General features: G+C 69.9%; 27 protein-coding genes. 11 read left to right on the top strand and 16 right to left on the bottom strand.

Annotated elements, in window-relative coordinates; translation table 11 throughout:
* Positions 1 to 142: 142 nt before the first annotated feature.
* Genes qcrB through ctaE form a run of 4 tightly spaced genes read right to left on the bottom strand, consistent with a single transcriptional unit; the run spans position 143 to position 4,404 of the window.
* Positions 143 to 1,750: a cytochrome bc1 complex cytochrome b subunit gene (gene qcrB, locus FSYMDG_RS15680; RefSeq protein ID WP_013874381.1), complete on the bottom strand. Its 1,608-nt coding sequence runs from the start codon at positions 1,748 to 1,750 to the stop codon at positions 143 to 145.
* Positions 1,747 to 2,952 (bottom strand): cytochrome bc1 complex Rieske iron-sulfur subunit, encoded by a 1,206-nt coding sequence (qcrA, locus tag FSYMDG_RS15685; RefSeq protein ID WP_013874382.1) that lies wholly within the window; start codon positions 2,950 to 2,952, stop codon positions 1,747 to 1,749. Before qcrA ends, qcrB begins: the two co-directional genes overlap by 4 nt.
* Complete coding sequence (qcrC, locus tag FSYMDG_RS15690) at positions 2,949 to 3,752, bottom strand: cytochrome bc1 complex diheme cytochrome c subunit (protein WP_043606755.1); 804 nt, start codon at positions 3,750 to 3,752, stop codon at positions 2,949 to 2,951. The genes qcrA and qcrC overlap by 4 nt, the downstream gene beginning before the upstream one ends.
* 13 nt (positions 3,753 to 3,765) lie before the next feature.
* Entirely contained in the window at positions 3,766 to 4,404 is a 639-nt protein-coding gene (ctaE, locus tag FSYMDG_RS15695; protein WP_013874384.1) for an aa3-type cytochrome oxidase subunit III, read from the bottom strand.
* Positions 4,405 to 4,520: 116 nt separating this feature from the next.
* On the opposite strand from ctaE, the gene FSYMDG_RS15700 reads away from it, so the two are divergent.
* Positions 4,521 to 5,708, top strand: coding sequence for a cytochrome c oxidase assembly protein (locus tag FSYMDG_RS15700; RefSeq protein WP_013874385.1), 1,188 nt, complete (start codon positions 4,521 to 4,523; stop codon positions 5,706 to 5,708).
* An 85-nt stretch (positions 5,709 to 5,793) separates the two neighbouring features.
* Here the strand turns inward: FSYMDG_RS15700 and FSYMDG_RS15705 are convergent, their stop codons facing one another.
* The 3 genes from FSYMDG_RS15705 to FSYMDG_RS15715 form a co-directional block, all read right to left on the bottom strand.
* Entirely contained in the window at positions 5,794 to 6,390 is a 597-nt protein-coding gene (locus FSYMDG_RS15705) for a DUF3501 family protein (protein ID WP_013874386.1), read from the bottom strand.
* Positions 6,391 to 6,630: 240 nt separating this feature from the next.
* Complete coding sequence (locus tag FSYMDG_RS15710; RefSeq protein ID WP_013874387.1) at positions 6,631 to 7,065, bottom strand: rubrerythrin family protein; 435 nt, start codon at positions 7,063 to 7,065, stop codon at positions 6,631 to 6,633.
* A 228-nt stretch (positions 7,066 to 7,293) separates the two neighbouring features.
* Positions 7,294 to 7,698: a Fur family transcriptional regulator gene (locus FSYMDG_RS15715; protein ID WP_043603786.1), complete on the bottom strand. Its 405-nt coding sequence runs from the start codon at positions 7,696 to 7,698 to the stop codon at positions 7,294 to 7,296.
* A 443-nt stretch (positions 7,699 to 8,141) separates the two neighbouring features.
* Here FSYMDG_RS15715 and FSYMDG_RS15720 point away from each other — a divergent pair, with 443 nt between their 5' ends.
* Together FSYMDG_RS15720 and trpD are read left to right on the top strand one after the other, a co-directional pair.
* Positions 8,142 to 8,558 (top strand): response regulator transcription factor, encoded by a 417-nt coding sequence (locus tag FSYMDG_RS15720; protein WP_013874389.1) that lies wholly within the window; start codon positions 8,142 to 8,144, stop codon positions 8,556 to 8,558.
* A gap of 240 nt (positions 8,559 to 8,798) precedes the next feature.
* Positions 8,799 to 9,941 carry an anthranilate phosphoribosyltransferase gene (gene trpD / locus FSYMDG_RS15725; RefSeq protein ID WP_013874390.1) on the top strand — a complete coding sequence of 381 codons (1,143 nt, stop codon included), beginning with the start codon at positions 8,799 to 8,801 and terminating at the stop codon, positions 9,939 to 9,941.
* A gap of 243 nt (positions 9,942 to 10,184) precedes the next feature.
* On the opposite strand, the gene FSYMDG_RS15730 is transcribed toward trpD, so the two are convergent.
* From FSYMDG_RS15730 to FSYMDG_RS15750, 5 genes are all read right to left on the bottom strand, one after another.
* Positions 10,185 to 10,586: a cytochrome c oxidase subunit 4 gene (locus FSYMDG_RS15730; RefSeq protein ID WP_013874391.1), complete on the bottom strand. Its 402-nt coding sequence runs from the start codon at positions 10,584 to 10,586 to the stop codon at positions 10,185 to 10,187.
* An 87-nt stretch (positions 10,587 to 10,673) separates the two neighbouring features.
* The gene (gene ctaD, locus FSYMDG_RS15735) at positions 10,674 to 12,350 is read right to left on the bottom strand and encodes an aa3-type cytochrome oxidase subunit I (protein WP_013874392.1); all 1,677 of its coding nucleotides are present in this window, start codon (positions 12,348 to 12,350) and stop codon (positions 10,674 to 10,676) included.
* Positions 12,347 to 13,303 (bottom strand): aa3-type cytochrome oxidase subunit II, encoded by a 957-nt coding sequence (gene ctaC, locus FSYMDG_RS15740; protein ID WP_013874393.1) that lies wholly within the window; start codon positions 13,301 to 13,303, stop codon positions 12,347 to 12,349. The genes ctaD and ctaC overlap by 4 nt, the downstream gene beginning before the upstream one ends.
* Before the next feature lie 276 nt (positions 13,304 to 13,579).
* Positions 13,580 to 13,978 (bottom strand): type II toxin-antitoxin system VapC family toxin, encoded by a 399-nt coding sequence (locus tag FSYMDG_RS15745; protein ID WP_013874394.1) that lies wholly within the window; start codon positions 13,976 to 13,978, stop codon positions 13,580 to 13,582.
* A complete protein-coding gene (locus FSYMDG_RS15750) occupies positions 13,963 to 14,232 on the bottom strand; it encodes a type II toxin-antitoxin system Phd/YefM family antitoxin (RefSeq protein WP_013874395.1) in 270 nt (89 codons plus the stop codon). The genes FSYMDG_RS15745 and FSYMDG_RS15750 overlap by 16 nt, the downstream gene beginning before the upstream one ends.
* A gap of 382 nt (positions 14,233 to 14,614) precedes the next feature.
* On the opposite strand from FSYMDG_RS15750, the gene FSYMDG_RS15755 reads away from it, so the two are divergent.
* The 3 genes from FSYMDG_RS15755 to FSYMDG_RS15765 all read left to right on the top strand — a co-directional run bounded on the left by FSYMDG_RS15755 (position 14,615) and on the right by FSYMDG_RS15765 (position 16,995).
* Positions 14,615 to 15,289, top strand: coding sequence for an ATP-binding protein (locus FSYMDG_RS15755; protein ID WP_237702795.1), 675 nt, complete (start codon positions 14,615 to 14,617; stop codon positions 15,287 to 15,289).
* A 207-nt stretch (positions 15,290 to 15,496) separates the two neighbouring features.
* A complete protein-coding gene (locus tag FSYMDG_RS15760) occupies positions 15,497 to 16,645 on the top strand; it encodes a cysteine desulfurase family protein (RefSeq protein WP_043603789.1) in 1,149 nt (382 codons plus the stop codon).
* 50 nt (positions 16,646 to 16,695) lie between these two features.
* Positions 16,696 to 16,995 (top strand): sulfurtransferase TusA family protein, encoded by a 300-nt coding sequence (locus FSYMDG_RS15765; protein WP_237702798.1) that lies wholly within the window; start codon positions 16,696 to 16,698, stop codon positions 16,993 to 16,995.
* A gap of 66 nt (positions 16,996 to 17,061) precedes the next feature.
* Here the strand turns inward: FSYMDG_RS15765 and FSYMDG_RS15770 are convergent, their stop codons facing one another.
* Entirely contained in the window at positions 17,062 to 18,042 is a 981-nt protein-coding gene (locus FSYMDG_RS15770) for a carbohydrate kinase family protein (RefSeq protein WP_043603795.1), read from the bottom strand.
* A gap of 300 nt (positions 18,043 to 18,342) precedes the next feature.
* Entirely contained in the window at positions 18,343 to 18,726 is a 384-nt protein-coding gene (locus FSYMDG_RS15775; protein WP_013874399.1) for a HesB/IscA family protein, read from the bottom strand.
* 486 nt (positions 18,727 to 19,212) lie between these two features.
* On the opposite strand from FSYMDG_RS15775, the gene nadA reads away from it, so the two are divergent.
* The 3 genes from nadA to FSYMDG_RS15790 are packed head-to-tail and all read left to right on the top strand — an operon-like array spanning position 19,213 to position 22,193.
* Positions 19,213 to 20,457: a quinolinate synthase NadA gene (nadA, locus tag FSYMDG_RS15780; RefSeq protein WP_013874400.1), complete on the top strand. Its 1,245-nt coding sequence runs from the start codon at positions 19,213 to 19,215 to the stop codon at positions 20,455 to 20,457.
* On the top strand, positions 20,457 to 21,158 hold the full coding sequence (locus tag FSYMDG_RS15785; RefSeq protein ID WP_013874401.1) for a DUF3043 domain-containing protein: 702 nt from the start codon (positions 20,457 to 20,459) through the stop codon (positions 21,156 to 21,158). The genes nadA and FSYMDG_RS15785 overlap by 1 nt, the downstream gene beginning before the upstream one ends.
* Positions 21,159 to 21,212: 54 nt before the next feature.
* A complete protein-coding gene (locus FSYMDG_RS15790; RefSeq protein ID WP_013874402.1) occupies positions 21,213 to 22,193 on the top strand; it encodes an aldo/keto reductase family protein in 981 nt (326 codons plus the stop codon).
* Positions 22,194 to 22,324: 131 nt separating this feature from the next.
* On the opposite strand, the gene FSYMDG_RS15795 is transcribed toward FSYMDG_RS15790, so the two are convergent.
* Entirely contained in the window at positions 22,325 to 22,537 is a 213-nt protein-coding gene (locus tag FSYMDG_RS15795) for a hypothetical protein (protein WP_013874403.1), read from the bottom strand.
* Positions 22,538 to 22,757: 220 nt separating this feature from the next.
* Between FSYMDG_RS15795 and FSYMDG_RS26880 the strand changes: the two genes are divergently transcribed.
* Entirely contained in the window at positions 22,758 to 22,928 is a 171-nt protein-coding gene (locus FSYMDG_RS26880) for a hypothetical protein (RefSeq protein ID WP_013874404.1), read from the top strand.
* 12 nt (positions 22,929 to 22,940) lie between these two features.
* Entirely contained in the window at positions 22,941 to 24,575 is a 1,635-nt protein-coding gene (locus tag FSYMDG_RS28635; RefSeq protein ID WP_013874405.1) for a bifunctional adenosylcobinamide kinase/adenosylcobinamide-phosphate guanylyltransferase, read from the top strand.
* 47 nt (positions 24,576 to 24,622) lie between these two features.
* Here FSYMDG_RS28635 and FSYMDG_RS15810 read toward each other — a convergent pair whose 3' ends face one another.
* On the bottom strand, positions 24,623 to 25,096 hold the full coding sequence (locus FSYMDG_RS15810; protein ID WP_013874406.1) for a nucleoside deaminase: 474 nt from the start codon (positions 25,094 to 25,096) through the stop codon (positions 24,623 to 24,625).
* Positions 25,097 to 25,682 lie beyond the last annotated feature (586 nt).

A 25,682-nucleotide genomic window follows, 5' to 3' on the forward strand; every position in this document is an offset into this window, starting at 1 on the left:
CTATCCACCCCCACGGTTGTCGCGTCATCTGTCCCGGTCGAACATCCACCCGAACACCCACAAAAGGTCTGGGGCCTCCCGCCTCCGGATGACGGAGGTGGAAGGCCCCAGGTAAACCTCGCGGTAAGAAGACCTCAGCCGGTCAGTGCCCGCCCTCGGAGCGCTGCGGGGAGGAGCCGGTCGGCTCCGGCTGGCGTTCCTCCTCCTCGACGAAGAAGCCGCTGACAGCCCGGCCCGCGCGACGCACGAGAGCGCCCTTGGCATGCGCGTCCCCCGCGGACGGCAGGGCCACCCGGTCGGTCGGCACCCGGGGGTGGTCGGGCACCGGTGGCAGCTTCGGCCGGTGCTCCTCCACGAACTCCCCGTTGGGCAGCTGCTGGATGATCCCGGTCTCGATGCCGTGTTCGGCGATCTCACGATCACGTTCCTGCAGGTGGATGCACAGCTTCCTGGTGAAGTAGAAGACGATCGGCGGCAGGACGATGGCGCCGACCCGACCCGCCCAGGTCATCGCGTTCAGCGAGATGTCGAACGTCTTGGCGATGACGTCGTTGCCACCCGAGATCCACAGCACCAGGTAGAACGTGATGGCGAAGGCGCCGAGGCCGGTGCGGGTGGGCGTCTCGCGCGGACGCTGCAGCAGGTTGTGCGACTCCTTGTCGCCGGTGACCTTCGCCTCGATGAACGGGTACACCGCCAGCAGGGTGAACAGGATGCCGGGCAGGATCAGCGTCGGCCAGAACACCGCCGGGACCGTGTGCCCGAGCCCGCGGAACTCCCACGGCGGGAACAGCCGGGTCGACCCGTCGAGGAAGCCGATGTACCAGTCCGGCTGGGAGGCGGAGCTGACGTTCGCCGGGTCGTACGGCCCGAAGGCCCAGATCGGGTTGATCTGGGCGAGACCCCCGAGCAGGGCGAGCATCGCGAACACCAGCATGAAGAAGCCGCTGGACTTCGCCGCGAAGACCGGGAAGACCCGGTGCCCGACGACGTTGTGCTCGGTCTTGCCCGGACCGGGGAAGTCGGTGTGCTTCTGGTGCCAGAGGATGCCCAGGTGGGCGCCGATCAGCGCCAGCAGGACGCCTGGCACCAGCAGGATGTGGACGACGTACAGCCGGGGTATGAAGTTCTCGCCCGGCCATTCACCGTTGAAGACGAGGAAGGACGCCCAGGTGCCGACGACCGGGATCGACTGGGCGATGGACGCGGCGATCCGCAGCCCGGTGCCGGAGAGCAGGTCGTCCGGGAGCGAGTAGCCGGCGAAGCCCTCGAGGATGCCCAGCACGAACAGGCCGACGCCGATCAGCCAGTTGACCTCGCGGGGCTTGCGGAAGGCACCGGTGAAGAACACCCGCATCAGGTGCACCAGGATGGACGCGACGAACAGCAGCGCGGCCCAGTGGTGGATCTGGCGGAAGATCAGGCCCGCGCGGGTGTCGAAGCTGATCTCCAGGGTCGACGCGTAGGCGCGGCTCATCTCGACGCCCTTGAGCGGTACGTACGAGCCGTCGTAGACGACCTCGGTGTTGCTCGGGTCGAAGAACAGCGTCAGATAGATGCCGGTCAGGACCAGGATGACGAAGCTGTAGAGAGCGATTTCCCCGATCATGAAGGACCAGTGGCCGGGGAACACCTTGTTCAGGTTGCGCCGCAACGCCGCCTGCGTGCCGAACCGTTCGTCGGCCGCCCGGTTGAGCGCGCGGACGGGACCCGGCCTCTTGACCAGAGGTGGTGGTGGGACGGTGGTCATGAGCGCTCCCAGAAGGCGGGACCGATGGGCTCGGTGTAGTCACCGTCTCGTGCGATGAAATATCCGTCCTTGTCGACTCCGAGCGCCAGTTGCGGCAGGGACCGGCTGGCCGGCCCGAAGATCGCTCGGCATCCGTCCAACACATCGAACACGGACTGGTGACAGGGGCACAGCAGGTGGTGGGTCTGCGCCTCGTAGAGGCTGACCGGGCAGCCCGCGTGAGTGCAGATCTTGGAGTAGGCGACGTGGCCGTCGTAGGCCCAGTCCTCCCGACCCGGCCGCGGCCGGTTCTCGTCCGGCCCGAGCCGGATCAGGACGGTGGCGCTGTCGGCCTTCTGGTGCAGGGTGCGCTGGGGCTCGTAACGGACCCTGCCGTCGGGCTCGGTGACCGGGATCGCCGGGAACACCGTCTCGATGCCGCCGATGGAGATGTCACCGAGCCTGACCGGGGTGCCCTCCCCGGTGACCAGCCGGGCGCCCTTCACCCAGTGGGTGTGGTCGAGCTGTTTGCCCGGCTTGCGGTTGGTCAGGTTCAGCAGCGGTACCACCAGCAGGGCGCCGAGCACCGTGCCCGCGCCGAGCAGGGTCCGGCGGATCAGCGGCCGGCGGGCCAGCCCGGTGTCGGCGTAGCCGAGGGCGACCGTCTCCTCGGTGGCGGCGATCTCCTCGTCCGCGGACCTGAAGGGGTGCCGTTCCTGGACGGCCTCCTCGTGCGGCATGAGCCGCTTGGCCCAGATGATGATCCCGAACCCGATGCCGCCCATGGCCAGGGCGAGCGCGGTGCCCAGGGCCGGGGTGTAGTACTCCTTGTGCTTGTCACCGACGAAGTTGGTGACAACGAACCCGACCGTCCCGATGATCGAGATCACGAACCAGAACGCGGCCTGCCGCTCGGCCCGGCGTTCGGCCCGGCGGTCGAGCGCCTCGGCGTGGGGATCACGTACACCCACGCCCCGCTCGGGCGGCTCGGCCAGCAGGACCGTCGACCCCGCGCGGGTCGCGTCGGTCTGGTGCTCAGGGGTACCGAGACGCTCGGGACCGTCGTCGTGGCCCTGACGCAGTTCGGGTCCGCCAGCGCTGACGTCGGACCCGGGTGCGGGCTCCCCTGACGGCTTCACCGGGTGCTTGGCCCGGTCGAAGATGCTGCCGCCGCTGTCGTCGGGCGCGCCCGGGCCGGCGTTGTCGTCGTCCTGCTTGCTCATACCTTCTGCCTCGCTCCGATCCACAGGCACACCGCGAGCAGGCCACCGATTCCGACCAGCCAGGCCAGCAGCCCCTCAGGAACCGGGCCGTACTTACCAAGACCGTGGCCGCCGGCGGCCGGGGCCTCGCTGACGTGCCGGATGTACTTGGCGATCGCGACCGCGTCGGCATTGTCGACCTGCCCCGGGCCGAACAGGGGCATCGACTCCGGACCGGTCCGCATCGCCTCGATGATCTGGACCGGGGTGGCGTGGCTGAGGTCCGGCGCGTACTTGCCGTAGGTCAGCGGCGCGCCCGCGCCCGCGGCCTGGTGGCACTGGGCGCAGTTGGCCCGGTACAGCTCCCCGCCATGGGCCAGGTCGGCGTCGCTCCACTCGGCCTCGTCGATGACCGGCTTCCGCGGGCCGCCGCCAAGGCTGTCGATGTAGGCGGCCAGCTGGTCGATCTGCGTCTGACTGTAGATCGGGTCCTTGCGCTTGGCCTGCGCGCCCGGCGCCGCCAGCGGCATCCGCCCGGTGCTGACCTGGAAGTCGACCGCGGCCGACCCGACGCCGATCAGGCTCGGGGCCTGGTTGCCGCCCTGGCCCTGCAGGCCGTGGCAGCTTGAGCAGCCCTGGAGGTAGAGGGCCTGCCCCGCCCGGACGGCCTCGTTGGTCGCCGCGGTGTCCTCGGCCGTCCCACGCGGAGCGAACGCCGTCCACAACACGCCGGTGGCCGCGAGCGCCACCAGCAGGACCACGGCCGAGGAACGCCGACGCCGGCGTACGGATGCGCGGGCAGCGCCCGTAGATGCAGTCATGTCGCTCACTGGCTCACTGGAGGAGGTAGATGGTCGCGTACAGGCCGATCCAGACGACGTCGACGAAGTGCCAGTAGTACGACGTCACGATCGCGGACGTCGCCTTCTCGGGCGTGAACCTGCCGTAGGTCGACCGGGCCAGCACGATCACGAAGGCGACGAGCCCACCGATGACGTGCAGGCCGTGGAAGCCGGTCGTGAGGTAGTACACGGAGCCGTAGGCATGGGACGAGATCGAGAACTCGTTCTCGCGGAAGTACTCCCACGCCTGGCCGCCGACGAACACCAGGCCCATGATCAGGGTGATGACGTACCAGCGGCGCAGCCCGTAGACGTCACCGCGCTCGGCGGCGAACACGCCGAGCTGGCAGGTCAGACTGGAGAGCACCAGGATCGTCGTGAAGAAGAGCGCGAAACCCACGTGCAGGTGGACCGGACCGTACTCGGACCCCGCGGGAACGCCGGTGGTCGGCGGCCAGTTGTCGCTGTCGACCGATCGGATCGTGTAGTACATCGCGAACAGGGCCGCGAAGAACATCAGCTCCGATGACAGCCACACGATCGTTCCGACCGAAACCATCGAGGGACGGTTGGCCGTCGGGTGCGGCGGCGGAGCTTTCTCAAGGACGGAGGCGGAGGCCACGTCGGTCATTCTGGCACGCGATCCGTCAGGCGCCACCGTAGGTTCGACATTCGGTAGGACTACGAGCTGTCGAGGGTTCGGCCGAACCCCCGTCCGACCCCGATCGGAGTGAGGTGACAGGGCCTGTGACCAGTCCCGGCGCCCTTGCCACGGCAGGCGCGGGAAGCCTGCTCGCATCGTCCGGGCAGGGAGAACTTCCACCGCCACCGACCGTCGGGCGAATGCTGCTGCACATCTCGCCGGAGCCCGGCCCGTTGCTACTGGTCGCCCTCATGGGCGGGTTGTACCTGTTTGGAGTGAGCAGACTCACAGATCGTGGAGACGCCTGGAGCCGCTGGCGGACGGCCTCCTGGCTGGCCGGCCTGGTGGTGGTCGCCTACGCGCTCGTCGGTGGGATAGCCGCCTACGACACCGCCCTGTTCAGCGCGCACGCCGTCCAGCACATGCTGCTCGGCACGGTCGCGCCCATCCCGCTCGCGCTGGGCGCCCCCGTGACGCTGGCGCTGCGGGCCCTGCCGCTGCGTCCCCGCCGGCTGCTGGTACGGCTGCTGCACAGCCGGGTGGCGCGGGTGGTCACCTTCCCGCTGGTCGGCTTCGCCGCGTTCATCGTGAGCCTCTACGGGCTGTACTTCACCGGCCTGTACGAGGCGTCGATGCGGCACACGGCGCTCCATCTGTTCCTGCACGTGCACTTCCTGGCCGTCGGCTGCCTGTTCTACTGGCCGATCATCGGACTCGACCCGATGCCGGGACGGCTGCCGTACTGGGGACGGCTGCTCCTGCTGTTCGTGACCTTCCCGATGCACGCGTTGTGGGCGCTGGCTATGTTCACCACCAACGAGGTCTTCGCCGCGGACTGGTATGCCGAGCTCGGCCGGACCTGGGGGTCCAGCCCGCTCGGCGACCAGCAGACCGGCGCCGGGCTGATGTGGGCCGCCGGCGAGGTGGTCGGCGCCATGGTGTTCGTCGCGTTGTTCATCCAGTGGTCACGGGCGGACGACCGGGAGGCCGCCCGCGAGGACCGCCGCCTGGACCGGCTGCTCGACGCCGCCGCGGGCCCCGCCCGAGCACGCCCGGGCACACCCGGGCACCCCGCGACCGAGCGGGACGGGACAGCCGGACGGGCGCGGGAGACGGAACAGAATGCGGATCGGGAGCTCGGGCCCGTTCCGGAGGCGGATCCGGAAGCCGAGTTGCTCGCCCGGGAGGCCGCCTACAACGCCTGGCTCGCCCGGCTCGCCGCGAACGACACCGCCGCCCCACGGCGGCCCGCGACCGTCCGCGACAGGACACCGGGGACGGAGCAGGGCTGACGAGCCAGGCCAGGCAGGCCGACAGGAAGGCCGGGCCGGAGCGCCGGCAGCCGGCTGTGTGGCGGACGACCAGCCGCGTGGGCGGTCAGCCGCGTAGCGCGAGGTCCGCGATCAGGGACGTCCTGGTCGTGCCGGTGATCGGTGTCGCCTCGTTGTAGGCGGGATGGTCGACCACCAGTTCGACCGGCACGGCCGGATCCCGGAAGGCATCCCGGGTGTCGTCGTTGAGGAGGAACCGCAGCATGTGCACGGACACGGTCTGGCTCGGGACGTCCGGGTCCTCGTCGGGGCCGAGAATCTCCTCGGCCGGCACCGGTACGCCGCCGATCTCCAGCCGGATGCTGCGCTGCACGCCGGCCAGCCGCTCCAGCTCCGCGCGCACGGCGTCCAGGACGTCAAGCTCGATGAACAGGGTGGCGGTCAGCGTGTGGCTGGAGGGCAGCAGGCGGGAATAGATGTCGATCTCGTGGGCGACCTCCGAGGGGTCGCGCAGCCGTTCGGTGTAGACCATCTCCTGCACCTGGTAGCGCAGGGTCTGCTCGTTCTCGAACTCGAACAGGAGCATGTCGCCGACCCGGATTCGGCGCTCCGCCCTCACCGGCAGGATGCGGGCGCGCAGGCTCGGCCGTTGGGCGGAGTAGACCTCGGGGTCGGTGATGATGTCGGCGACACTGAGCGCCATCGTTGGGACTCCCTGACGATCATCGAAGGCATGGGCGGCGCGCCGGATGTTACGCCGACATCCGCCAGATCATGAAGCGGCCGGGAGGCCGTCCGCCGGGCACGCGCCGACAACGTCACGCGCCGACAACGTGTAGTGGCCGGGGCGGACGCGACCTGTGCGTCCACCCCGGCCAGCTACCTTCTCGGCGGCAGGCGGCTCCGCCCTGGTGACAGCCCGAAGCGGTACGGCCTGCCGGAGTTATTCCGCCGCGACTGTGTCCAGCGTGTCCAGGGCCTTCTGGAAGCGGCCGGCGTGGGTCTTCTCGGCGCGCGCGAGGGTGGCGAACCAGTCGGCGATCTCCTCGAAGCCCTCCTCACGGGCGGTCTTGGCGAAGCCCGGGTACATCGCGGTGAACTCGTAGGTCTCCCCCGCCACGGCGCTGGCAAGGTTCTTGGCGGTGTCACCGATCGGGCTCCCCGTCGCCGGGTCGCCGACCTTGGCGAGGAAGTCCAGGTGGCCGAAAGCGTGACCGGTCTCACCCTCGGCGGTGTCGCGGAAGAGCGAGCTGACATCGGTCAGGCCCTCGATGTCCGCCACCCGGGCGAAGTAGAGGTAACGGCGGTTCGCCTGGCTCTCGCCGGCGAACGCCTCCTTGAGGTTGTCGTGCGTCTTCGTGCCGTCAAGCTTGGACATACATGCTCCTTCTTTCGGGTGCGGTCACCTCTGGTGACCTTCTTTCGGGTGCGGTCGTCTCTGGTGACCTTCTTCAAGTGCGGTCACCTCTGGTGCGAGGCGACGCCCTTGGGGTGCGGCCGTCCAGGATGGTGACGACCGCTCGGATGAGTGGCTCGCGGCGGCGCGGGAAACCTCGAGTGGGACACCGGCCGCGCGACAACCGATGGTGTTCAGGGCTTCCGGTGATCAACCACCCGGTCGACAGGACGGACACAGGCCGCGCAACTGCAGGTCGTAGCCTGTGATCGCGAAGCCGGTGCTGTGCGCGAGCTCGTCGACCATCATCTCCACCGGGCTCGGCAGATCGATGTCCACGGCTTGTCCACAGCGGTCACAGACCAGATGGTCGTGACGGCTGGTGTTCCCGTCGTAGCGGGCGGCCGTACCGTTGCCGAGACTGAGCTCGAGGGCCTGTCCGGCCTGGACGAGCAGCCCCAGAGACCGGTAGACGGTGGCAGCGCCGATACCTGGCGCGACTTCTCGGACGCGATCGTAGACCTCGGCCGCTGTCGGATGGTTGTGGGCAGTCTGAAGCACCTCCAGCACCGCGCGGCGCTGGGGGGTGAGACGGAGAGCCTGCTGACCGTCCATGTCACATCCGATGCTGTCACGTCCGATGCCGTTGGTAGACACGCCCTGCCCTAGCAAACCGTCCGCAATTGTCTTGTGACGTTTGGTCATGGCTGGCCGCGACTGAATCTTGCTGCGGTCGACACCCTTGAGAACGAGTCTCATTCTCTACTAGAGGACGGCAGTCCCGCAAACCCGCCACGCCCAGCCTGGCGGACCGGGCGATGACACATCGGCATCTCCCCTGCGTGTCCCGCACAGCTCCCGGTGCCACGACCGTGGGCGTCACCTGTCAGCACGATCGGATACCCTGCGGGCGGGTCCCTCACCATGGGCACACATCACGCCATGGGCGCACACCCACCATGGGCGCACACTGCCGCGGTCGCGGTGTGTGACTCCTCGACGCTCCCATCGGGCGCCATCCTGCCAACGGCCGCTTCGAGTGAAAGGCCTGCGGTCGCATGAGTACCGTTCTCGTGTACGCGGACAAGCCCGAAGTCCGGGAGCGGGTGAAGCTCGCCATCGGCCCGCTTCCCGACCGCGAACTCGGCATCCTGGAGTTCCTGGACGCCACGGACGGCCCGTCCGTGATCGACGCGGTCGACCACGGGGAAGCCGACATCTGCGTCCTGGACGCCGAGGCCGCCCCCAGCGGGGGTATGGGCCTGTCCCGGCAGATCAAGAACGAGATCTCCAACCCCCCGCCCACCGTCCTGCTGGTCGCCCGTCGGGACGACCGCTGGCTGGCGAGCTGGTCGCTGGCGGACGCGGTGGTCGCTCATCCGGTCGGCCCCGCCGAGCTCACCGAGGTCGTCGTCACGCTGCTGCGCCGCCGGCACTCGCCGGCGCCCCGCGCGCAGTCCTCCCCCGCTCACTGACACGTCCCTTCCCTGCTGACGGCAGTGCCCTGGGGCCATGGCGCCCAACGCCCGGCCACGGCCCCACCCGGCACGCCGGCCCGGCCGGTCGGACTACCCGCGATCCGTCCGAGAAACAGTCCGCGCGGTACCCGGATGGCCGGACGGCACGAACAGCTCGGTGGTCCGGGAGCAGCCGGGGCAGCGGGAACGACCGGACGCCAGGAACAACCAAGTACGATCACAACGGGGAAGACAGGGATGATGGCCACGCCAACAGGCACGGAGCCAACAGGCACGGAGAGGGACGAGCCGGCCGTACCCGTACCCGCCGGCCAGCCGAGCTGGGCCGAACTTCTCACGCTGCTCCTGCGCGGGGACTCACTGCGCGCCGAGGATGCCGGCTGGGCGATGCAGCAGATCATGTCCGGCGCGGCGTCACCCGCCCGGATCGCCGGCTTCGCGGTGGCGCTACGGGCCAAGGGTGAGACCGCCGAGGAGGTCCGCGGCCTGGTCGAAGCGATGCTCGACCACGCCGCGCCGCTGGAGGTCTCCGACGACGTTCGGGAACGCGCGGTGGACACCTGCGGCACCGGCGGAGATCGATCACATTCGGTGAACATATCGACCATGGCGGCGCTCGTGGTCGCCGGATCCGGCATCCCCGTGATCAAGCATGGCAACCGGGCCGCGTCCTCGCGGTGCGGCACGGCCGACCTGCTGGAGGAACTCGGCGTCGTCATCGACCTGCCGCCGGCCGCCGTCGGCACCTGCCTGGCCCGGGCGGGTGCTGCCTTCTGTTTCGCCCCGGTCTTCCATCCGGCCATGCGGCACGCGGCCGGGACGCGCCGTGAGCTCGGCGTGCCCACCTTCTTCAACATCCTCGGGCCGCTGACCAACCCGGGCCGGCCCGCCTCCCAGGCCATCGGGGTCGCCGATCCACAGCTGGCCCCGGTCGTCGCGGGCGTGCTCGCCGCGCGCGGCACCCGGGGCCTGGTGTTCCGGGGCGACGACGGCCTCGACGAGCTCACGCCGACGACCACGTCGACGGTGTGGGTGATCAGTGGCGGCACGGTCCGGCAGGAGGCCTTCGACCCACGAACGGTGGGCATTCAGCCCGGCGACCCCGCGGAGCTGCGGGGTGGTGACGCCGCCCACAACGCCGAGGTCGCCCGTGTTCTGCTGGCCGGACGTCGTGGGCTGGTACGCGACGCCGTCCTGCTGGCCGCCGCGACGGCTCTGGTCGCCTCCACCGGGCCGACCGCCGCACCGGTGAGCGAGCAGATCCAGCGTCAGCTCAGCCGGGCCGCCTGGTCGCTGGATTCCGGCGCGGCCGAAGCCGCGCTGGGGCGCTGGGTCAGGACGAGCCAGGCGGCTGCCGCCGCCGCGTCCAGCGGCGTCTGAGGCCAGGGCAGCACCGGTTCACCCAGAGGCCGGTTTTCACCCAGGACAGATCCGGCCCCTGCCGGAGGACCTGTCGCGTATGTCCGTTCGCGTACGTCCGTACCGATGGGCGCCGACAGGCGGAAGTTCCATCCAGAGCAGGTCAGGACCTGTCTCACCTGGGCTGTCCCGCGCGTGGGCGGCCGGCCCAGCCCAGGGCCGCCTGTTCCCGGTGGGCCGGCGTCCGGCCCACCGGAAACAGGATCAGTCTTCGGGGACGGGTGGGTGCCACAGGTTCTCGAACAGCAGGCCTGTGACGAAGAACAGCGTCAGGAGCCCGCCGATCAGAGCGAGCCAGACGCCGAAGACGATGCCGAAGACAACCAGGCTGGCGCTGAACGCGATGAAGATCGGATAGTAGCTACCCGGTGTGAAGTGCCCGAGTTCCCCGGCTCCGTCGGCGACCTCGGCGTCGGGCAGGTCCTGTGGCCGCGCTCCGATCCGGCGGGCGGTGAACAGCAGATATCCACCGACCAGCAGGCCGAGGCTGCCGCACAGCGCCAACGCGACGGTGCCGGTCGGATCCTGTGACGTGAACCAGTAGACCACGTCGACCGCCGCGCAGAAGATTGTGAATACGAGGAAGACCACGCCTTCGATCTTCATGGCTACCGCTCCTCCCTTGCGGCCTCCGCCGACGCGAAAAAATCATCGCATCGGCTTCGGCTGGTCTCCTGCCGGCCCACGGGTCGGCTATTTGATTTCAGGCGTGGCGTGGTAGTCCACGCTGCCCGCCGCCTGCGGATAGTGCAGGTCGAAAGCCGGCCGTTCCGAGCGGATACGCGGCAGCGAGCGGAAGTTGTGGCGCGGCGGCGGGCAGGACGTCGCCCATTCCAGGGAGTTCCCGTAGCCCCACGGGTCGTCCACGACGGCCAGCTCGCCCTTCTTGTACGAACGCCAGACGTTGTAGATGAACGGCAGGGTCGAGGTGGCCAACAGGAAGGCGCCGGCCGTGGAGATCGTGTTGTAGGTGGTGAAACCGTCGGTGGGCGAGTAGTCGGCGACCCGGCGCGGCATACCCTTCACGCCCAGCCAGTGCTGGATCAGGAAGGTCAGGTGGAAGCCGAAGAACAACGCCCAGAAATGGATCTTCCCGAGTTTCTCGTCGAGCAGCCGCCCGGTGACCTTGGGAAACCAGAAGTAGATCCCGGCGTACGCGGCGAAGACCACCGAGCCGAAAACGACGTAGTGGAAGTGCGCGACCACGAAGTAGCTGTCACTGACGTGGAAGTCGATCGGCGGGCTGGCCAGCAGCACGCCGGTGAGGCCGCCGAAGAGGAACGTCACGAGAAAGCCCAGTGCGAACAACATGGGCGTCTCGAAGGTGATCTGCCCTCGCCACAGGGTGCCGATCCAGTTGAAGTACTTCATCCCGGTCGGCACCGCGATCAGGAAGGAGAGGAAGGCGAAGAACGGCAGCAGGACGGCCCCGGTGGCGAACATGTGGTGTGCCCACACCGCCACCGACAGCGCGCCGATACCGACCGTCGCGAAGACCAGCCCCTTGTACCCGAACAGCGGCTTGCGGGAGAAGACCGGCAGGACCTCGCTGATGATGCCGAAGAACGGCAGGGCGATGATGTAGACCTCGGGATGGCCGAAGAACCAGAACAGGTGCTGCCACAGGATCGCGCCGCCGTTGGCCGCGTCGAATATGTGCGCGCCCAGCCGGCGGTCCGCCTCAAGCGCGAGCAGCGCGCCGGTGAGGACCGGGAAGGCGATCAGCACCAGGATCGAAGTGATCAGGAAGTTCCAGCAGAAGATGGGCAGCCGGAACATCGTCATACCCGGCGCCCGCAGACAGAGAATCGTCGTGATCATGTTGACCGCGCCGAGGATGGTACCCAGACCGGACAGCGCCAGGCCGAGAATCCACAGGTCGGCGCCGGCCCCCGGCGAATAGAGCGAGTTGTTCAGCGGGGCGTAGGCGAACCAGCCGAAGTCCGCCGCGCCGCCCGGGGTCAGGAAGCCCGTGACGACGGTCAGGCTACCGAAGAGGAAGAACCAGTAGGACAGCGCGTTCAGCCGGGGGAAGGCCACGTCCGGCGAGCCGATCTGCAGCGGTATCAGGAAGTTCGCGAACGCGAACGCCATGGGCGTGGCGAACATCAGCAGCATCAGCGTGCCGTGCATCGTGAACAACTGGTTGAACTGTTCGTTCGACACGATCTGCAGACCAGGCCGGGCAAGCTCGATCCGCATCAGCTCGGCCATGATCCCGGCGAAGAGGAAGAAGATGAAGGAGGTCACGCCGTAGAGCAGGGCGATGTCCTTGTGGGACGTCGTCCGCAGGTAGCCGAGCAGGTTCGTCCGCGGCCTGGTGTGGAGATCCTCGACGTGGCCGGCCGGCGGCTCGTGCACCAGTGTCACTGTCGGCTCCCGGAGGTGCTCGGTGCGGCGGATGTCTGCGCGGGCGCCCCGGCGGCGGTGACTGTGGCCGGGGTCACGTCCGAGGCCGGGCGGGTCCGTTCGGCGATGAACCGGTCGTACTCGTCACCGGGGACCACCTTGACGGAGAAGTTCATCCGGTCGTGGTCGACTCCGCACAGCTCCGCGCAACGGCCCACGAAGGTACCGGTCTTGGTGATCGTGAGCTGGAACTGGTTGATCCGGCCGGGGACCACGTCCCGTTTGAACAGGAACTCAGGCACCCAGAAGGAGTGGATCACATCCGGCGAGGTCTCGATGAAGCGGATCGTCCGGTTCTGCGGGAGCACCAGGACGGCCGGCTCGCCGGGCCTGCCGGTGACCTCTATCGGGGCGGTGCCGTCGCGACCGGTGTCGAGATAGCGGAACTGCCAGTTCCAGCGGAAACCGATCACGTTGACGGTGACGTCCGGGTCGGGTGGCAGCCGGTTGATCTCGATCTCGTCCCGGGCCGTGTAGTAGAACAGCCCGGCGACGATGACCAGGGGCACGACGGTGTACAGGATCTCGACCGGCAGGTTGTACCGGACCTGCCGCGGCAGGTCGTCCGACCGTTTCCGGAACACGATGATCGCGTAGAAGATCAGACCCCAGGTGAACACGCCCACGGCGAGCGCCGCGATCGAGGAGCCCTGCCACAGGTTCAGAATGCGCGGTGTCTGGTCCGTCACTCCGTCGGGGAAACCGAAGTTGGGAACATCACACCCGGTCGCGGTCATGACGAGCAGCGCGAGCCCGGCCGTCAGGGCCAAGCGGCGCCGCCGCGGCCGGGCACGGGCGGCGCGGTGATCAGAACCTCGCGCGCGGTTCGTACTCCCCGCCCGGGCAGCGTCGGAGGCGGCCGCTTCCTCGACATCGGCGGGCAACGGCCGAGGTCGGCCGAAGGATCGGGTCACCAGGTCCTGCCTCCCACGAATGCGTCGGCCCGGGCGAACCAACCCGGTCGACGCAGGGCTCTTCGACAAGCTGTAGATGCTGCGGCAGGAGCGTATCCCAGCTACCCGTCCGGCATCACGCCAGAGCCCCGACAGGTGAGCCCTCCCGCCCCGACGAAGGCATCCCGGACAACCCGCCGGACCACCTTTTCGCCCCGCCGTCGGCTTGTGGTGCGACAGACGGCCCGCCACAACCCGCGGCGACGGGGCCTTCCCGAATCCGTGGCGGGAGGATGCCTATACCTCCGCCGCGAGGACGCCAGGAAGATCGGCAAAACGGGCTTTGACGTCGCGGCTGAGGACGATCCGTCCGGTCTCGGCCGCATGGGCCGCGATAATCAGATCGTGGGCGCCGCGACGCCGTCCGATCCGGCGTGAGGCCGCGATGAGACGGGCGTGGTGAGCGGCCGTGCCCTGCGTGTAGTCCAGCACGTCCAGCACGGATGTCATGGCGGCCAGTGCCTGTGAACGTTGGGTGGCCCTGGCTGCGATGTCGGCCAGTTCGATCCCCACCCGATACTCGGCGATCGACACGGCCGCGACCGCGAGTTCGTCGTCGTCCAGGGCGGCGCGGTCGACCGTTCCCCGTTCGTAGGCGATGAGGATGCCGGTGTCGAGGATCAGGCGGCGGCCCACGGGTCGCCCTCGTCCACGGCCAGGTGACCGACCGCCTGCGCGATGTCCGCCTCGAAGGCGTCATCCGGTGGCGTGGTGCCGACAAGCACAGCTCGAAGATCGGCTCCGGTTCGCCGACGCGCCGGCCCAATTTCCGCAATTGGTCGATTGCCTCGTGTAATCACGATGGTCTCGCCGGCCTCGATCGCGTCAAGCAGATCCGAGAACCCGCGGGACGCCTCGGTCGCCGTTACGGTGCGCACGACCACCAGCATGTCTGAAAATCAGATACGACTCCACATCGCTCGCATCGATCGACGTCACATGGACGCCGACGCGCCGTGCGGCCCACCGGCGTCCGCGAACGGAGACGCGTCTGCCGGAAACAGCGCCGCCGCACCACGCCCGGCCCAGCCCTGACCTCGCTGAGGTTCTGAGCGACCACGACATGGCCGGAACCCCCGCGCGGGCAGGTGCGAACCGTTCGTCGTCCTCACCGACGGCCGGCCCACCGTCGCCGGCCTGCTCGCGCTCGACGTCCACCCTCAGCAGTGGTTTCCCCGGTACGTCATCCAGGCATCGGCCGAGCCGCTGTCGACCGATCCCGCTGGAACACGCGCCAGGAACCAGGTCACGATCACCGGATCCATTCCACGGATGCTCGACGCCGCGCTGCTGTGGGCCAGACGTACGTTCGACACGTCGATCGTCTCCGAGGCGGACGGTACCGAGCACGACAGTCCTACCTATCCGTTCGTCGCCTTCCGTGAACTGGTCGCCAACGCCCTGGTCCACCGTGATCTCGACCACTGGTCCGCCGGCCTCGCTGTCGAGGTACGGCTGCGGCGGGACCGCCTCGTCGTGGCGGATCCGGGCGGGCTGTACGGCATCACCGTCGACCGCCTCAGCCGGGACACCGTCACCTCGGCACGCAACGCCAGGCTGGTCGCCATCTGCCAGCACGTCCGTTCCCCGGAGACCGGGGCCCGCGTCATCGAAGCTCTCGCAAGCGGCATCCCGACCATTACCGACGCGCTCGCCGCATACCATCTGCCGCCCGCCCACTACATCGACAGCGGCATCCGGTTCACCGTCGTTCTCCAGCGGAGGACAGCCACGCCGGCCGAGACGGATCTGAACACCACGGAACTGCGGATCCACCAGGCTCTCGCCAAGGGAACGCGGACCGTTTCGGAGCTGGAAAGAGACCCGGGACTGACCGCCCCCACCATCCGCAGGGCACTTCGTCGGCTGCGCGGTCGAGGTCTGATCGTCCAGCTCGGCGGCAGAGGACGCCCCACCGTCTACCAGCGCCTGGACGAAATGTCGTGACCATCCGGATCCATAAGGCGGCTCTCAGGATGTGTCCGGGCAGCCGGACGATACATCGACCGGCAGAACGGCCGTCAACGACAAACTTTTGGCGATCTTTCCTGGGTCGGACAGTTATGTCGTGGCTCTCGGCCGCCGCTTCGGGCCTGCGGCGAGACGGGCCCGCGCGCCAGCATGGCGTGAACGTGGCGGCATACCGTGGGAGGCGTGCCGGCCTATCTCGATCATGCTTCTACGGCCGTTCTGCATCCGACGGCCCGGGCGGCCCTGCTGGCCGCGATCGACGAGGGGTGGGCTGACCCGGCCCGGCTGTACCGCGACGCCCGGCAGGCCCGCATGCTGCTCGACGCCGCCCGGGAGACGGTCTCCGGGGTGATCGGCGCCCGGCCGGACGAGGTCAGCTTCACCGCCTCGGGCACCCAGGCGGCCCAGCTCGCGCTGCTCGGCGCGGCCCGGGCCCGCCGCCGCGCCGGCAGCCGCATCCTGGTCAGCGCCGTGGAACACTCCTGTGTCCTGCACGCCGCCGAGTGGCACGAGCACGCCGGCGGCCTGGTCGGCACCATCGGGGTGGACAGGTTCGGCCGTGTCGATCCGGTGAGCTTCACTCCCCCGCCGGACACGGCGGTGGCCAGCCTGCAGCACGCCAACCACGAGGTCGCCACCATCCAGCCGGTGGCTGCGGCCGCGGATGTCCTGCACGCCATGGGCGTCCCGCTGCACGTGGACGCGGCCATGTCGCTCGGGCGGATACCGGTGGACGTCACGGCGCTGGGCGCCGACCTGCTCAGCGCCAGCGCGCACAAGTTCGGCGGGCCGGCGGGCGTGGGCATCCTGGTGGTGCGCACCGGACGCCGCTGGGTCAACCCGCTGCCCGCGGACGAGCGCGAGGGCGGGCGGGTCGCCGGCTTCCCCAACGTCGCGGGGATCGTCGCTACGGCCGCGGCCCTGCACGCCCGGGCCAACGAAATCATCACCGAGGGTCCACGCCTGGCCGGCTATGTGGAACGGCTACAGGCCCGACTGCCCGAGCTCATAGCGGACGTCGAGGTGCTCGGCGACCCCGACCCGGCCGGCCGGCTGCCGCACATGATCACCTTCTCCTGCCTATACGTCGACGGCGAGTCGCTGCTGCACGAACTGGACCGGGCGGGCATCGCGGTCAGCAGCGGTTCCAGCTGCACCTCCGACACGCTCACCCCGAGCCACGTGCTCGCCGCGATGGGTGCGTTGACGCAGGGGAACATTCGGGTGTCCTTCGGCCGGGAGTCCGACAGCGGGGACGTCGACGCCCTGCTGGCGGTCCTGCCGGACGCGGTCGCCCGCGTCCGCGAACGGGCCGGGGCCGCCGGACTGTGACACACAACCGGCCCGCGATGCACAACCGGACCGTGATGCACAACCGGACCATGACGAACAGTCGGGCTATGACAAAAAATATAAATAAAACGGATAATACGGACGACATCCACTGGGACGTGGCGGCGTTCACCGCGGACGCACGGGGCCGGCGATGCCCGCTGCCGATCATCGAACTGGCCCGCCGCATCGGTGATCTCGACCTCGCCGCCACCCTGGTGCTGTGGGCGGACGACCCGGCCGCGGACCTCGACGTCCCCGCCTGGTGCCGGATGCGCGCTCAGGAGCTGGTCGCGACCCGGGCGCTGCCCACGGGCGGGACGGCCTACCTCGTCCGCCGGCTCACCTGAATCCTCGGTCAGGAATCCCCGGTCAGGCTGTGGCCCCGGGGACCGCGGCCCCCCGGGGGGCCCTGGTCAGGCCGTGGACAGGTGCGCCGCGATCTGTGCGGCGGCGTCCGCGCCGTAGGTCTCCGACAGGCGCTTGACCAGTTCGGCCGGAACGGTTTCGTACTCCTGGGTGCCGATGGTCTCCAGCGCCAGCGTGGCGAGCAGGCAGCCGAGCTGCGCGCTGCGCTCCAACGACAGTTCCCAGGCGCGTCCCGCGAAGAAGCCGGCGCGGAAGGCGTCCCCGACACCGGTCGGATCCGGGGTGACCCGGGCGGGCACGACCGGCACCCGGATCGGCGCCTGCCCAACGGCCTCGATGGCGACCCCGTCCGCGCCGTGGGTGGTGATCCGGACGCCCACCCGCTGGAGCACCTGCGTGTCCGACCAGCCGGTCTTGCTCTCCAGCAGGCTCTTCTCGTACTCGTTGCACAACAGCCAGGCCGCGCCGTCGACCAACCGGCGGATCTGCGGGCCGTCCATCCGGGCGAGCTGCTGGGAGGGATCGGCCGCGAACGGGATCGACCGCTCGCGGCACTCGTCGGTGTGGCGGAGCATCGCCTCCGGGTCGTTCGGGCTGATCAGCACCAGGTCCAGGCTGCCCAGGCGGTCGGCGATCGGACGCAGCTCGATCAGCCGGGCGTCGCTCATCGCGCCGGGATAGAAGGAGGCGATCTGGCAGAGGTCGTCGTCGGTGGTGCACACGAAACGGGCGGTGTGGGCAATTTCGCTCACATACACCGAGTTCGTGTCGACACCGTTGCGGTCGAGCCAGGACCGGTAGTCGGCGAAGTCCTCGCCCACCGCCCCGACGAGAACGGGACGCAGGCCCAGCCGTCCGAGCCCGTAACAGATGTTGGCGGCCGCTCCCCCGCGCCGGATGACCAGGTCGTCGACAAGGAACGACAGGGAGATCCTGTCCAGCTGGTCGGCCAGTAGCTGCTCGGCGAACCGGCCCGGAAAGCGCATGAGATGGTCGGTCGCGATGGAACCCGTAACGGCAATAGGCACGATGCGTGATTCTACCTGGCCATCGTCCGTAACTGCCGGGTCCATCCGACATCTGGACACGGCAGACGTGTGGCCGGCTGGCCACTCCCAGCCGGCCACACGTCACAACCCACGCCACCATCGACGCCACACCGAACGGACACCGTCGGCAACCCCGGCGCTGTCCGGCACCCCGGACCGGACCCACCGGCTGATGTCGCCTCGGCGACGGACGCCTACCGCCACCCCGACCATGGCAACACGCCCGGCCGGGCCCCAGAAATCAGCGCCCGACCCCGGGAACCAGCAGGGCGCCAGGGATCAGTGGAAGGAGTCGCCGCAGGCACAGGAGCCCGCCGCGTTCGGGTTGTCGATCGTGAAGCCCTGCTTCTCGATCGTGTCGACGAAGTCGATCGTCGCCCCGCCGAGGTACGGGCCGCTCATCCGGTCGACCGCGACCTTGACACCGGAGAAGTCGAGGACGGTGTCGCCGTCAAGCTGCCGCTCGTCGAAGAAGAGCTGGTAGCGCATGCCGGAGCAGCCGCCGGGCTGGACGGCGATCCGCAGCTGGAGGTCCTCACGCCCCTCCTGCTCGAGCAGGCCCTTCACCTTGTGCGCGGCCACGTCGGTCAGGATGACGGTGTTCGAACGAGTCGCTGTGTCCACGCCGGTCGCCGTATCGGTCGTCGTGTCCTGGACTGTCATGGAGGCTGCTCCCTAGTGAATATTCCCTGGGGCGTGGGGAGTCACGACGGCAGCCACCGTCGCTCCTCCTTCGGCCGATTGGATACGTGTGCAGGGATGCCAGAGGTATTCGGCTACTCGCAATACGTGCGCATCCAGTACGTGCGCATCACTGTAGGCAACAACATGGGATGCCCGCGACGCCACCCTTCATGCACGGTCGCCGTTCGTGCCGTCGCGACGACAGTCCTCCCGTCCTCACCAGCGAGCCGTTGCACACGCCTGGATGGAACACCGCCCGCCGCGATTGCCTTCCCATCGTACGCAGGTCGTCCGCGCACGACCAAGCACACGACCCGCGGCTGTGATCACGAACTCGTCCCGCGCGGTACGGCAGAAGGTCCCAGACGGTGCGGTACAGGGCCGTGGCGAGTTAGAGTCTTACCGACCATACGTCCCCATGCGTGCGGCCAGGCCACGGACAGCCGGTCGACCTCAGGAGCGAGCATGACGACCCATCCCGCGCTCGAACGCGCCGGCGTCGCGGCGCCGGGAACACCTCCGGTCACACCGCCGGCCCCGCCACGCTCCCGGCCCCTGGCCGGGCCGCTCGAGCTGCTGCTACTCGGACGCGGCTCGGATCCCGACAGTGAACGCGGGGTCGACTGCCCCGGCGCGCTGCCGCCCGCGTCCGACCCGACGCTCGTCGAACGGGCGAGAACGGCCAGAGCCGCCCTCGGTGACTCCGTCTTCGTCCTCGGCCACCACTACCAGCGGGACGAGGTCATCGCCTTCGCCGACGTCACCGGCGACTCGTTCAAACTCGCCCAGCAGGCCGCCGCCCGGCCCGAGGCCGGGCACATCGTCTTCTGCGGCGTGCACTTCATGGCGGAGAGCGCCGACATTCTCACCGGCGACCACCAGCAGGTGATCCTGCCCGATCTCGCCGCCGGCTGCTCCATGGCCGACATGGCCACGGCCGAACAGGTCGAACAGGCCTGGGAGACGCTCGCGGACGCCGGCCTCGCCGAGGGCACCGTCCCGGTGAGCTACATGAACTCCTCCGCCGCCATCAAGGCGTTCACCGGACGGCACGGCGGCACCATCTGCACGTCCTCCAACGCCCGCCGGGCGCTGGAATGGGCGTTCGGGCCGGCCCGGCGCGGCGAGCGGGTGCTGTTCCTGCCCGACCAGCATCTCGGCCGCAACACCGCCGTGCTGGAGATGGGGATGTCGCTGGACGACTGCGTCGTCTACAACCCGCACCGCCCCGGCGGCGGCCTCACCCGCGAACAGCTGCGGGACGCCCGGATGATCCTGTGGCAGGGGCACTGCTCGGTGCACGGCCGGTTCAGCCTCGGCTGCGTCGACGAGGTGCGCGCCCGGATACCCGGCATCACCGTACTGGTGCATCCCGAGTGCCGGCACGAGGTCGTCACCGCCGCGGACCTGGTCGGCTCGACGGAGTACATCATCAAGGCGGTGGACGAGGCCCCGCCCGGCTCCCGGTTCGCCGTCGGCACCGAACTGAACCTGGTGCAGCGGCTGGCCAACCGGCACCCTGACAAGACCGTCGTCTTCCTGGATCGTACGGTGTGCTACTGCTCCACCATGAACCGTATCGATCTGCCCCACCTCGTGTGGGCCCTTGAATCCCTGGTCCGCGGCGAGACGGTCAACCGCATCACGGTCGACCCCGACGTCGCGGCATACGCCCGGAAGGCCCTCGACCAGATGCTGGCGCTGCCCTGATGGCACTGTTGAAACGACGCACGTCCGTCTCCGACGATCCCGCGGACACCGCGGACACCGCGGACACCGCGGACACCGCGGACACCGCGGACACCGCGGACACCGCGGACACACCGGTGGCCACGGCCGACTCCGCTCCCCCCACCGCCGACACCGAACGTGGGAACCGGCCGGGCAACGGGGTGGGGAAGGGCCGTCCCACCCCGAAGCGCAGCCAGGCGCGGGCGGCGCGCGCACGCGGCGGCGCCCTGCCCACCCCGACGTCCCGCAAGGAGGCCCGGGCCCGCGTCCGCGAGGAGCGCCGCCGGTCGAGCCGGGAGTACCGGGCGGCGATGCTCTCCGGTGACGTCAGCAGGCTGCCGCCGCGCGAGCGCGCCCCCGAGCGGGCGCTCGCCCGGGACTTCGTCGACACCCGCCGCAACATCGGGCCGTTCTTCCTCGCCGCCGCCCTGGTGTACTTCCTCGGTGGCATCGTCCCCAACGCGTACGTGCGGCTGGTCACCACCTCGCTGATGCTGCTGGGCCTGCTCGCGGTGGCCGTCGACTCGGTGGTCCTGGCCCGCCAGGTCAGCCGTCGGGTGGCACGGAAGTACCCGGACTCGCGAGTCCGGGTCCGGGCCTACTCGGTGCAGCGCGCGCTCCTGCCTCCCCGCTGGCGGATGCCCCGGCCCCGGGTGAGCCGTCGGGACGGCCAACGATGAACGTGTGATTTCACGGCCGGGCGTCTCGGGGCACAGGCGTTCTAAGGTGACTGTGTGGAGCACAGACGACTCGGGCGTAGCGGACTGTCCGTCAGCGAGATCTCATACGGTAACTGGATCACCCATGGTGACCAGGTCGAACGGGACCAGGCGCTCGCCTGTGTACAGGCCGCTCTCGACGAGGGCATCACCACCTTCGACACGGCCGACGTCTACGCGGGCACCCGCGCCGAGACCGTGCTGGGCGAGGCGCTCGACGGCGTCCGCCGGGAGTCCTACGAGCTGTTCACCAAGGTTTTCTGGCCGACCGGCCCCGGCCCGAACGACCGGGGCCTCGGCCGCAAGCACATCATCGAGTCCTGCCACGCGTCGCTGCGGCGGCTGCGCACCGATTATGTCGATCTCTACCAGGCGCACCGGTACGACCCGACCGTGCCGCTGGAGGAAACCCTGCGGGCCTTCGACGACCTCGTGCGGGCCGGCAAGGTCCTCTACGTCGGCGTCTCGGAGTGGAGCGCCGCGCAGATCTCGGACGCGGTGCGGACAGCCGACGAACTGGGCTTCGACCGGATCATCTCCAACCAGCCGCAGTACTCGCTGCTGTGGCGCACGATCGAGGCCGAGGTCGTCCCGGCTTCCCGGGCCGCCGGCATCTCCCAGATCGTCTGGTCACCGGTCGCGCAGGGCGTGCTCACCGGCAAGTACCGGCCGGGCCAGCCGCCGCCGGTGGACACCCGCGCCACCAGTACGACCGGCGGGCACTTCATCCAGCGGCTGCTGGGCGACGACGTCCTCGCCCGGGTGCAGGACCTGCTGCCCGTCGCGGCCGACGCCGGCCTGTCCCCGGCCCAGCTCGCGGTGGCCTGGGTGCTCCAGAACGACAACGTGGCGTCGGCGATCATCGGGGCGTCCCGGCCGGAGCAGGTCCACGAGAACGTCAGGGCGTCCGGAGTGAAGCTCGACCCCGACCTGCTGGCCCGCATCGACTCCGTGCTCGACGGCGTGGTCGTCACCGATCCGGAAATCGTCGGCTAGCCGCCCGGCCCAGCCAGCCTGGTCAGGCCCGCGGCCGTGGGCCTGACCGGTGGGTCTACCAGGCACGGGCCGCCGAACGCCCGCAAGACACGATCGGCGCGTTCGGCGGCAGGGCCGCTGGTCGACGGCCGCTAGTCGACGGAGCGCAGGCTCATCGGGCCGTAGACTCTGCGATCGCCCTCGTGGAGCACCACCTGTTGGACGCCGGCGGCCAGCAGCTCCTGCCAGATCTCTCCCAGCCAGGTCTCGGCGTCGCTCTGGGTCGGGAACGACTCCGACGGCAACGAGCCAGCGGGAGTGACCGCCCCACCGTCCTCCGTCTCGAAACGCCAGGTCCAGCTCACCGTTGGCCCCCTTGTCCAGGTCGTCGGTCCTCGTCGCGCTGTCCGTCGGACACCATCCAACACCGACGGTGGGCCCGGAGGAGACGACCGGTGGCGGATCCGGAGCGTGGCCGCTGGTCAGCGGCGGTAGCCGGGCGGACAGGTGGCCGGTGAACGGAAACACCCCATACGATCCGTCGGACGGCCGGGCCAGTCGACACAGAGGAAGGAGACCGTGATCATGACTTCGCACGGTGTCACGACGTTGCTCGCGGAGGCTACCGCCGAGTCGCACGAGGCGCCCTTGGTCTGGTGGCAGGTCGGGCTGGTCACGATCGGCGCGATCGTGCTCCTCGGCGTCGTGATCGCGCTCATGACGCTGGCCGACCGCAGGCGCCATCCGCACCCGTAGGCGTCCGGGCCAGTGCGCCTGAGGCTGCTGGGCACGGGGTCGGCCGACGGCTGGCCCAACCCGTGGTGTGGGTGTGCGTCCTGCGAGTGGGCCCGCGAACACCAGGTGCGCACCCAGACCGCGGTGCTCGTCGACGACCGCCTGCTCATCGACTGCGGGCCGGACGTGCCGCGCGCCGCCACCAGGTTCGGGGTGCGGCTCGCCGACGTGCGTCACCTGCTGTTCAGCCACGCCCACGGCGATCACACCGGCCCCGCGGCCCTGCTGTGGCGGACGTGGTCGACGGTGGCCACCCGTCCGTTGGACGTCGTCGGGCCGCCCGCCTCGCTGGACGCCTGCCGTCCCTTCGTGGCGCCCCCGGACGGGGACACGGGGGCGCTGCGGTTCCGGCTGGCACACGCCGGTGACGTCCTGTCACTGGACGGTTTCGAGATCCGCGCGCTGGCGGCCAACCACGGGGCCGCGTTCGTGGGCCCGGCGCTGCTCTACGACATCACGGCCCCTGACGGCGGACGCCTGCTCTACGCCTGCGACACCGCCGCGCCGCTGCCACCGGCGACCCTGGACGCGCTGACCGGACGCGCCTTCGACGTCGTGCTGATGGAGGAGAACAACGGCGACCGGCCCGGCTTCGGCGACCATCTCGACCTGGCGACGTTCGCCGACGTCCTCGCGCGGCTGCGGCGGCGGGAGGCCGTGGTCGAAACGACCCGGGTCGTCGCCGTCCATCTCAGCCACCGCAACCCGCCCGGCGACGAACTCGCCCGGCGGCTGGCGCTGATGGGCGCGCACCTCTATCCCGATGGCACCGTCATCGCCACCGGCACCGGCACCGGTGGCGTCCGCGGCACCACCGCCCCTGGCAACGTCCTCGATGCCGCCGGCGGCGACGTCCTCGGCACCGTCGTAGCCAGCGGCGCGCCCGGCAGCACTACGTCCAATGGCGTGCTCGGGCCAGCCGGCACTGGCGCTGGCGGCACTGGCACCGCCGGTACCGATGGCGGCGGCCGGCCCGAGCGCACCGTGTTCCGCGGAACACGGCCCCCGGTGGGCCCGCCCCGGCCGTATCGCGTCCTGATCACCGGGGGTGCCCGGTCGGGGAAGTCCGCGGAAGCCGAACGACGGCTCACCGCCTGGCCGGAGGTGGTCTACGTGGCCACGGCGGGCCCGGTCCCGCCGGGCGACTCCGACTGGGCGGCGCGGGTGGCCGCCCACCGCACCCGCCGGCCGTCCCACTGGACGACGCTGGAGACAACCGATCTACCACCGCTGCTGCGCGCGGACGGCCCACCGCTGCTGATCGACTGCCTCACCCTGTGGCTGACCGCCCACCTGAGCGAGGAGCATCCGGACGACGGCCACCGGGCCGGGAACAGTCCGTCCGACGACGGCGCGACCGGCGAAACGGCGACTGGCGAAACGTCGGCCGGGGAATGGCCCACCAGGCTCCGGGAGTTGCTGGCTGCCTGGCGGGACACCCGTCGGCACGTGATCGCGGTGACCAACGAGGTCGGCTCCGGGGTCGTGCCGGCAACCGCGGTCGGACGCCGCTTCCGCGATGCCCTCGGCCGCCTCAACGCCGCGGTCGCGGCCGAGTCCGACGAGGTCTGGCACGTCGTCGCAGGCATCCCCACCCGCCTGCGCTGACCCGCGTTTCATCCTGGCGCCAAGCCGCGCGTATCGAGGCCACCCGGTCAGCCGCGTCCGGATGACTGGCGTGGGCCGAGGTGGCGGTTGAGCAGCGCGTCGCATTCGGCTTTGAGGACTTCGGGGATGACCTCGACGAAGTGGTTCAGTCTCGGGTCACGCACGAGATCCCACTGGGAGCAGACGGCACCGTTGCGTTCGTCCCACGAGCCGATGACCAGCCGCGGCATCCGGGCGAGGACGACGGCGCCGGCGGCCATCACCCCGGGCTCGAGTGTGGTCACCAGGGTGCAGCCGTCGAGTTTCCACGTCCCGAGCGCGCGCCCGGCCCGCCGGAGCACGGTGATCTCCGCGTGGGCAGTCGGGTCGGCCGTCCGCTGCCGGTCGTGGTGCGCGGCAGTGATCTCCCGTCCGTCCGGGCCGTAGATCACCGCTCCGACGGGCGGATCGCCGGCTCCCGGGTCCGGCAGCGCCCGCGCCATCTCCAGGGCGCGGCGCATCCACGGCTCGTACTTCGCCACGGCCGCCCCCAGCCGCGTCGCCCCCAGCCGCGCCGGGCCCGGCCGCGCGGGATCCGGCTGTACAGCATCTGGCTGTACCGGATCTGGCCGCACGAGAGCTGATTGTCCTCCCCACGCCGAGCCGCCAGCCCGCCGCACGCACCTGCTCTCGCAGGTATGCCGCTACCCGGCCCTTGCGGCCCTGGCCGGCCTCACCCAGGCCGGGGCGAAGCGCGCGCTCGACCGGCTCGTCCCGGACCGGCTCGTCCGTGGCTCCAGCAGCGGGCGCAACGCCCACTACATCGTGGCGCGAACACACACGGAAGCAGTACGAACACATGCGGAAGTGACAAGGACGCAGAGGGAATAAATGAAAGACGTGCCGCCGCGCGACGGACGGGCGTGGATACACGGTCCCGCGCGGGCGGCCGCGGCAATCCCGTGAGCCGGCGTCATTGCGCCGCGCGCGACCCTCGGCTACGGTCTAGTTGTGGCACTGAAGAGTGCATGTGCAGTGACGTGCGCAGCGAAAAGTACGCGGGCGGCGAAAAGTGCCGGAGCGGTGACGAGCATGCCGGCGTTGAAGAGCGCGTCGGCGCGGGGAACG

Origin of the sequence: Candidatus Protofrankia datiscae (assembly GCF_000177615.2) — a bacterium.
Lineage (GTDB): Bacteria > Actinomycetota > Actinomycetes > Frankiales > Frankiaceae > Protofrankia > Protofrankia coriariae.

Coding starts and splice junctions, on each gene's coding strand:
- qcrB (WP_013874381.1), bottom strand. CDS start 1,750: ATGACCACCGTCCCACCACCACCTCTGGTCAAGAGGCCGGGTCCCGTC.
- qcrA (WP_013874382.1), bottom strand. CDS start 2,952: ATGAGCAAGCAGGACGACGACAACGCCGGCCCGGGCGCGCCCGACGAC.
- qcrC (WP_043606755.1), bottom strand. CDS start 3,752: ATGACTGCATCTACGGGCGCTGCCCGCGCATCCGTACGCCGGCGTCGG.
- ctaE (WP_013874384.1), bottom strand. CDS start 4,404: ATGACCGACGTGGCCTCCGCCTCCGTCCTTGAGAAAGCTCCGCCGCCG.
- FSYMDG_RS15705 (WP_013874386.1), bottom strand. CDS start 6,390: ATGGCGCTCAGTGTCGCCGACATCATCACCGACCCCGAGGTCTACTCC.
- FSYMDG_RS15710 (WP_013874387.1), bottom strand. CDS start 7,065: ATGTCCAAGCTTGACGGCACGAAGACGCACGACAACCTCAAGGAGGCG.
- FSYMDG_RS15715 (WP_043603786.1), bottom strand. CDS start 7,698: ATGGACGGTCAGCAGGCTCTCCGTCTCACCCCCCAGCGCCGCGCGGTG.
- FSYMDG_RS15720 (WP_013874389.1), top strand. CDS start 8,142: ATGAGTACCGTTCTCGTGTACGCGGACAAGCCCGAAGTCCGGGAGCGG.
- trpD (WP_013874390.1), top strand. CDS start 8,799: ATGATGGCCACGCCAACAGGCACGGAGCCAACAGGCACGGAGAGGGAC.
- FSYMDG_RS15730 (WP_013874391.1), bottom strand. CDS start 10,586: ATGAAGATCGAAGGCGTGGTCTTCCTCGTATTCACAATCTTCTGCGCG.
- FSYMDG_RS15750 (WP_013874395.1), bottom strand. CDS start 14,232: ATGCTGGTGGTCGTGCGCACCGTAACGGCGACCGAGGCGTCCCGCGGG.
- FSYMDG_RS15755 (WP_237702795.1), top strand. CDS start 14,615: ATGCTCGACGCCGCGCTGCTGTGGGCCAGACGTACGTTCGACACGTCG.
- FSYMDG_RS15765 (WP_237702798.1), top strand. CDS start 16,696: ATGACGAACAGTCGGGCTATGACAAAAAATATAAATAAAACGGATAAT.
- FSYMDG_RS15775 (WP_013874399.1), bottom strand. CDS start 18,726: ATGACAGTCCAGGACACGACGACCGATACGGCGACCGGCGTGGACACA.
- nadA (WP_013874400.1), top strand. CDS start 19,213: ATGACGACCCATCCCGCGCTCGAACGCGCCGGCGTCGCGGCGCCGGGA.
- FSYMDG_RS15785 (WP_013874401.1), top strand. CDS start 20,457: ATGGCACTGTTGAAACGACGCACGTCCGTCTCCGACGATCCCGCGGAC.
- FSYMDG_RS26880 (WP_013874404.1), top strand. CDS start 22,758: ATGACTTCGCACGGTGTCACGACGTTGCTCGCGGAGGCTACCGCCGAG.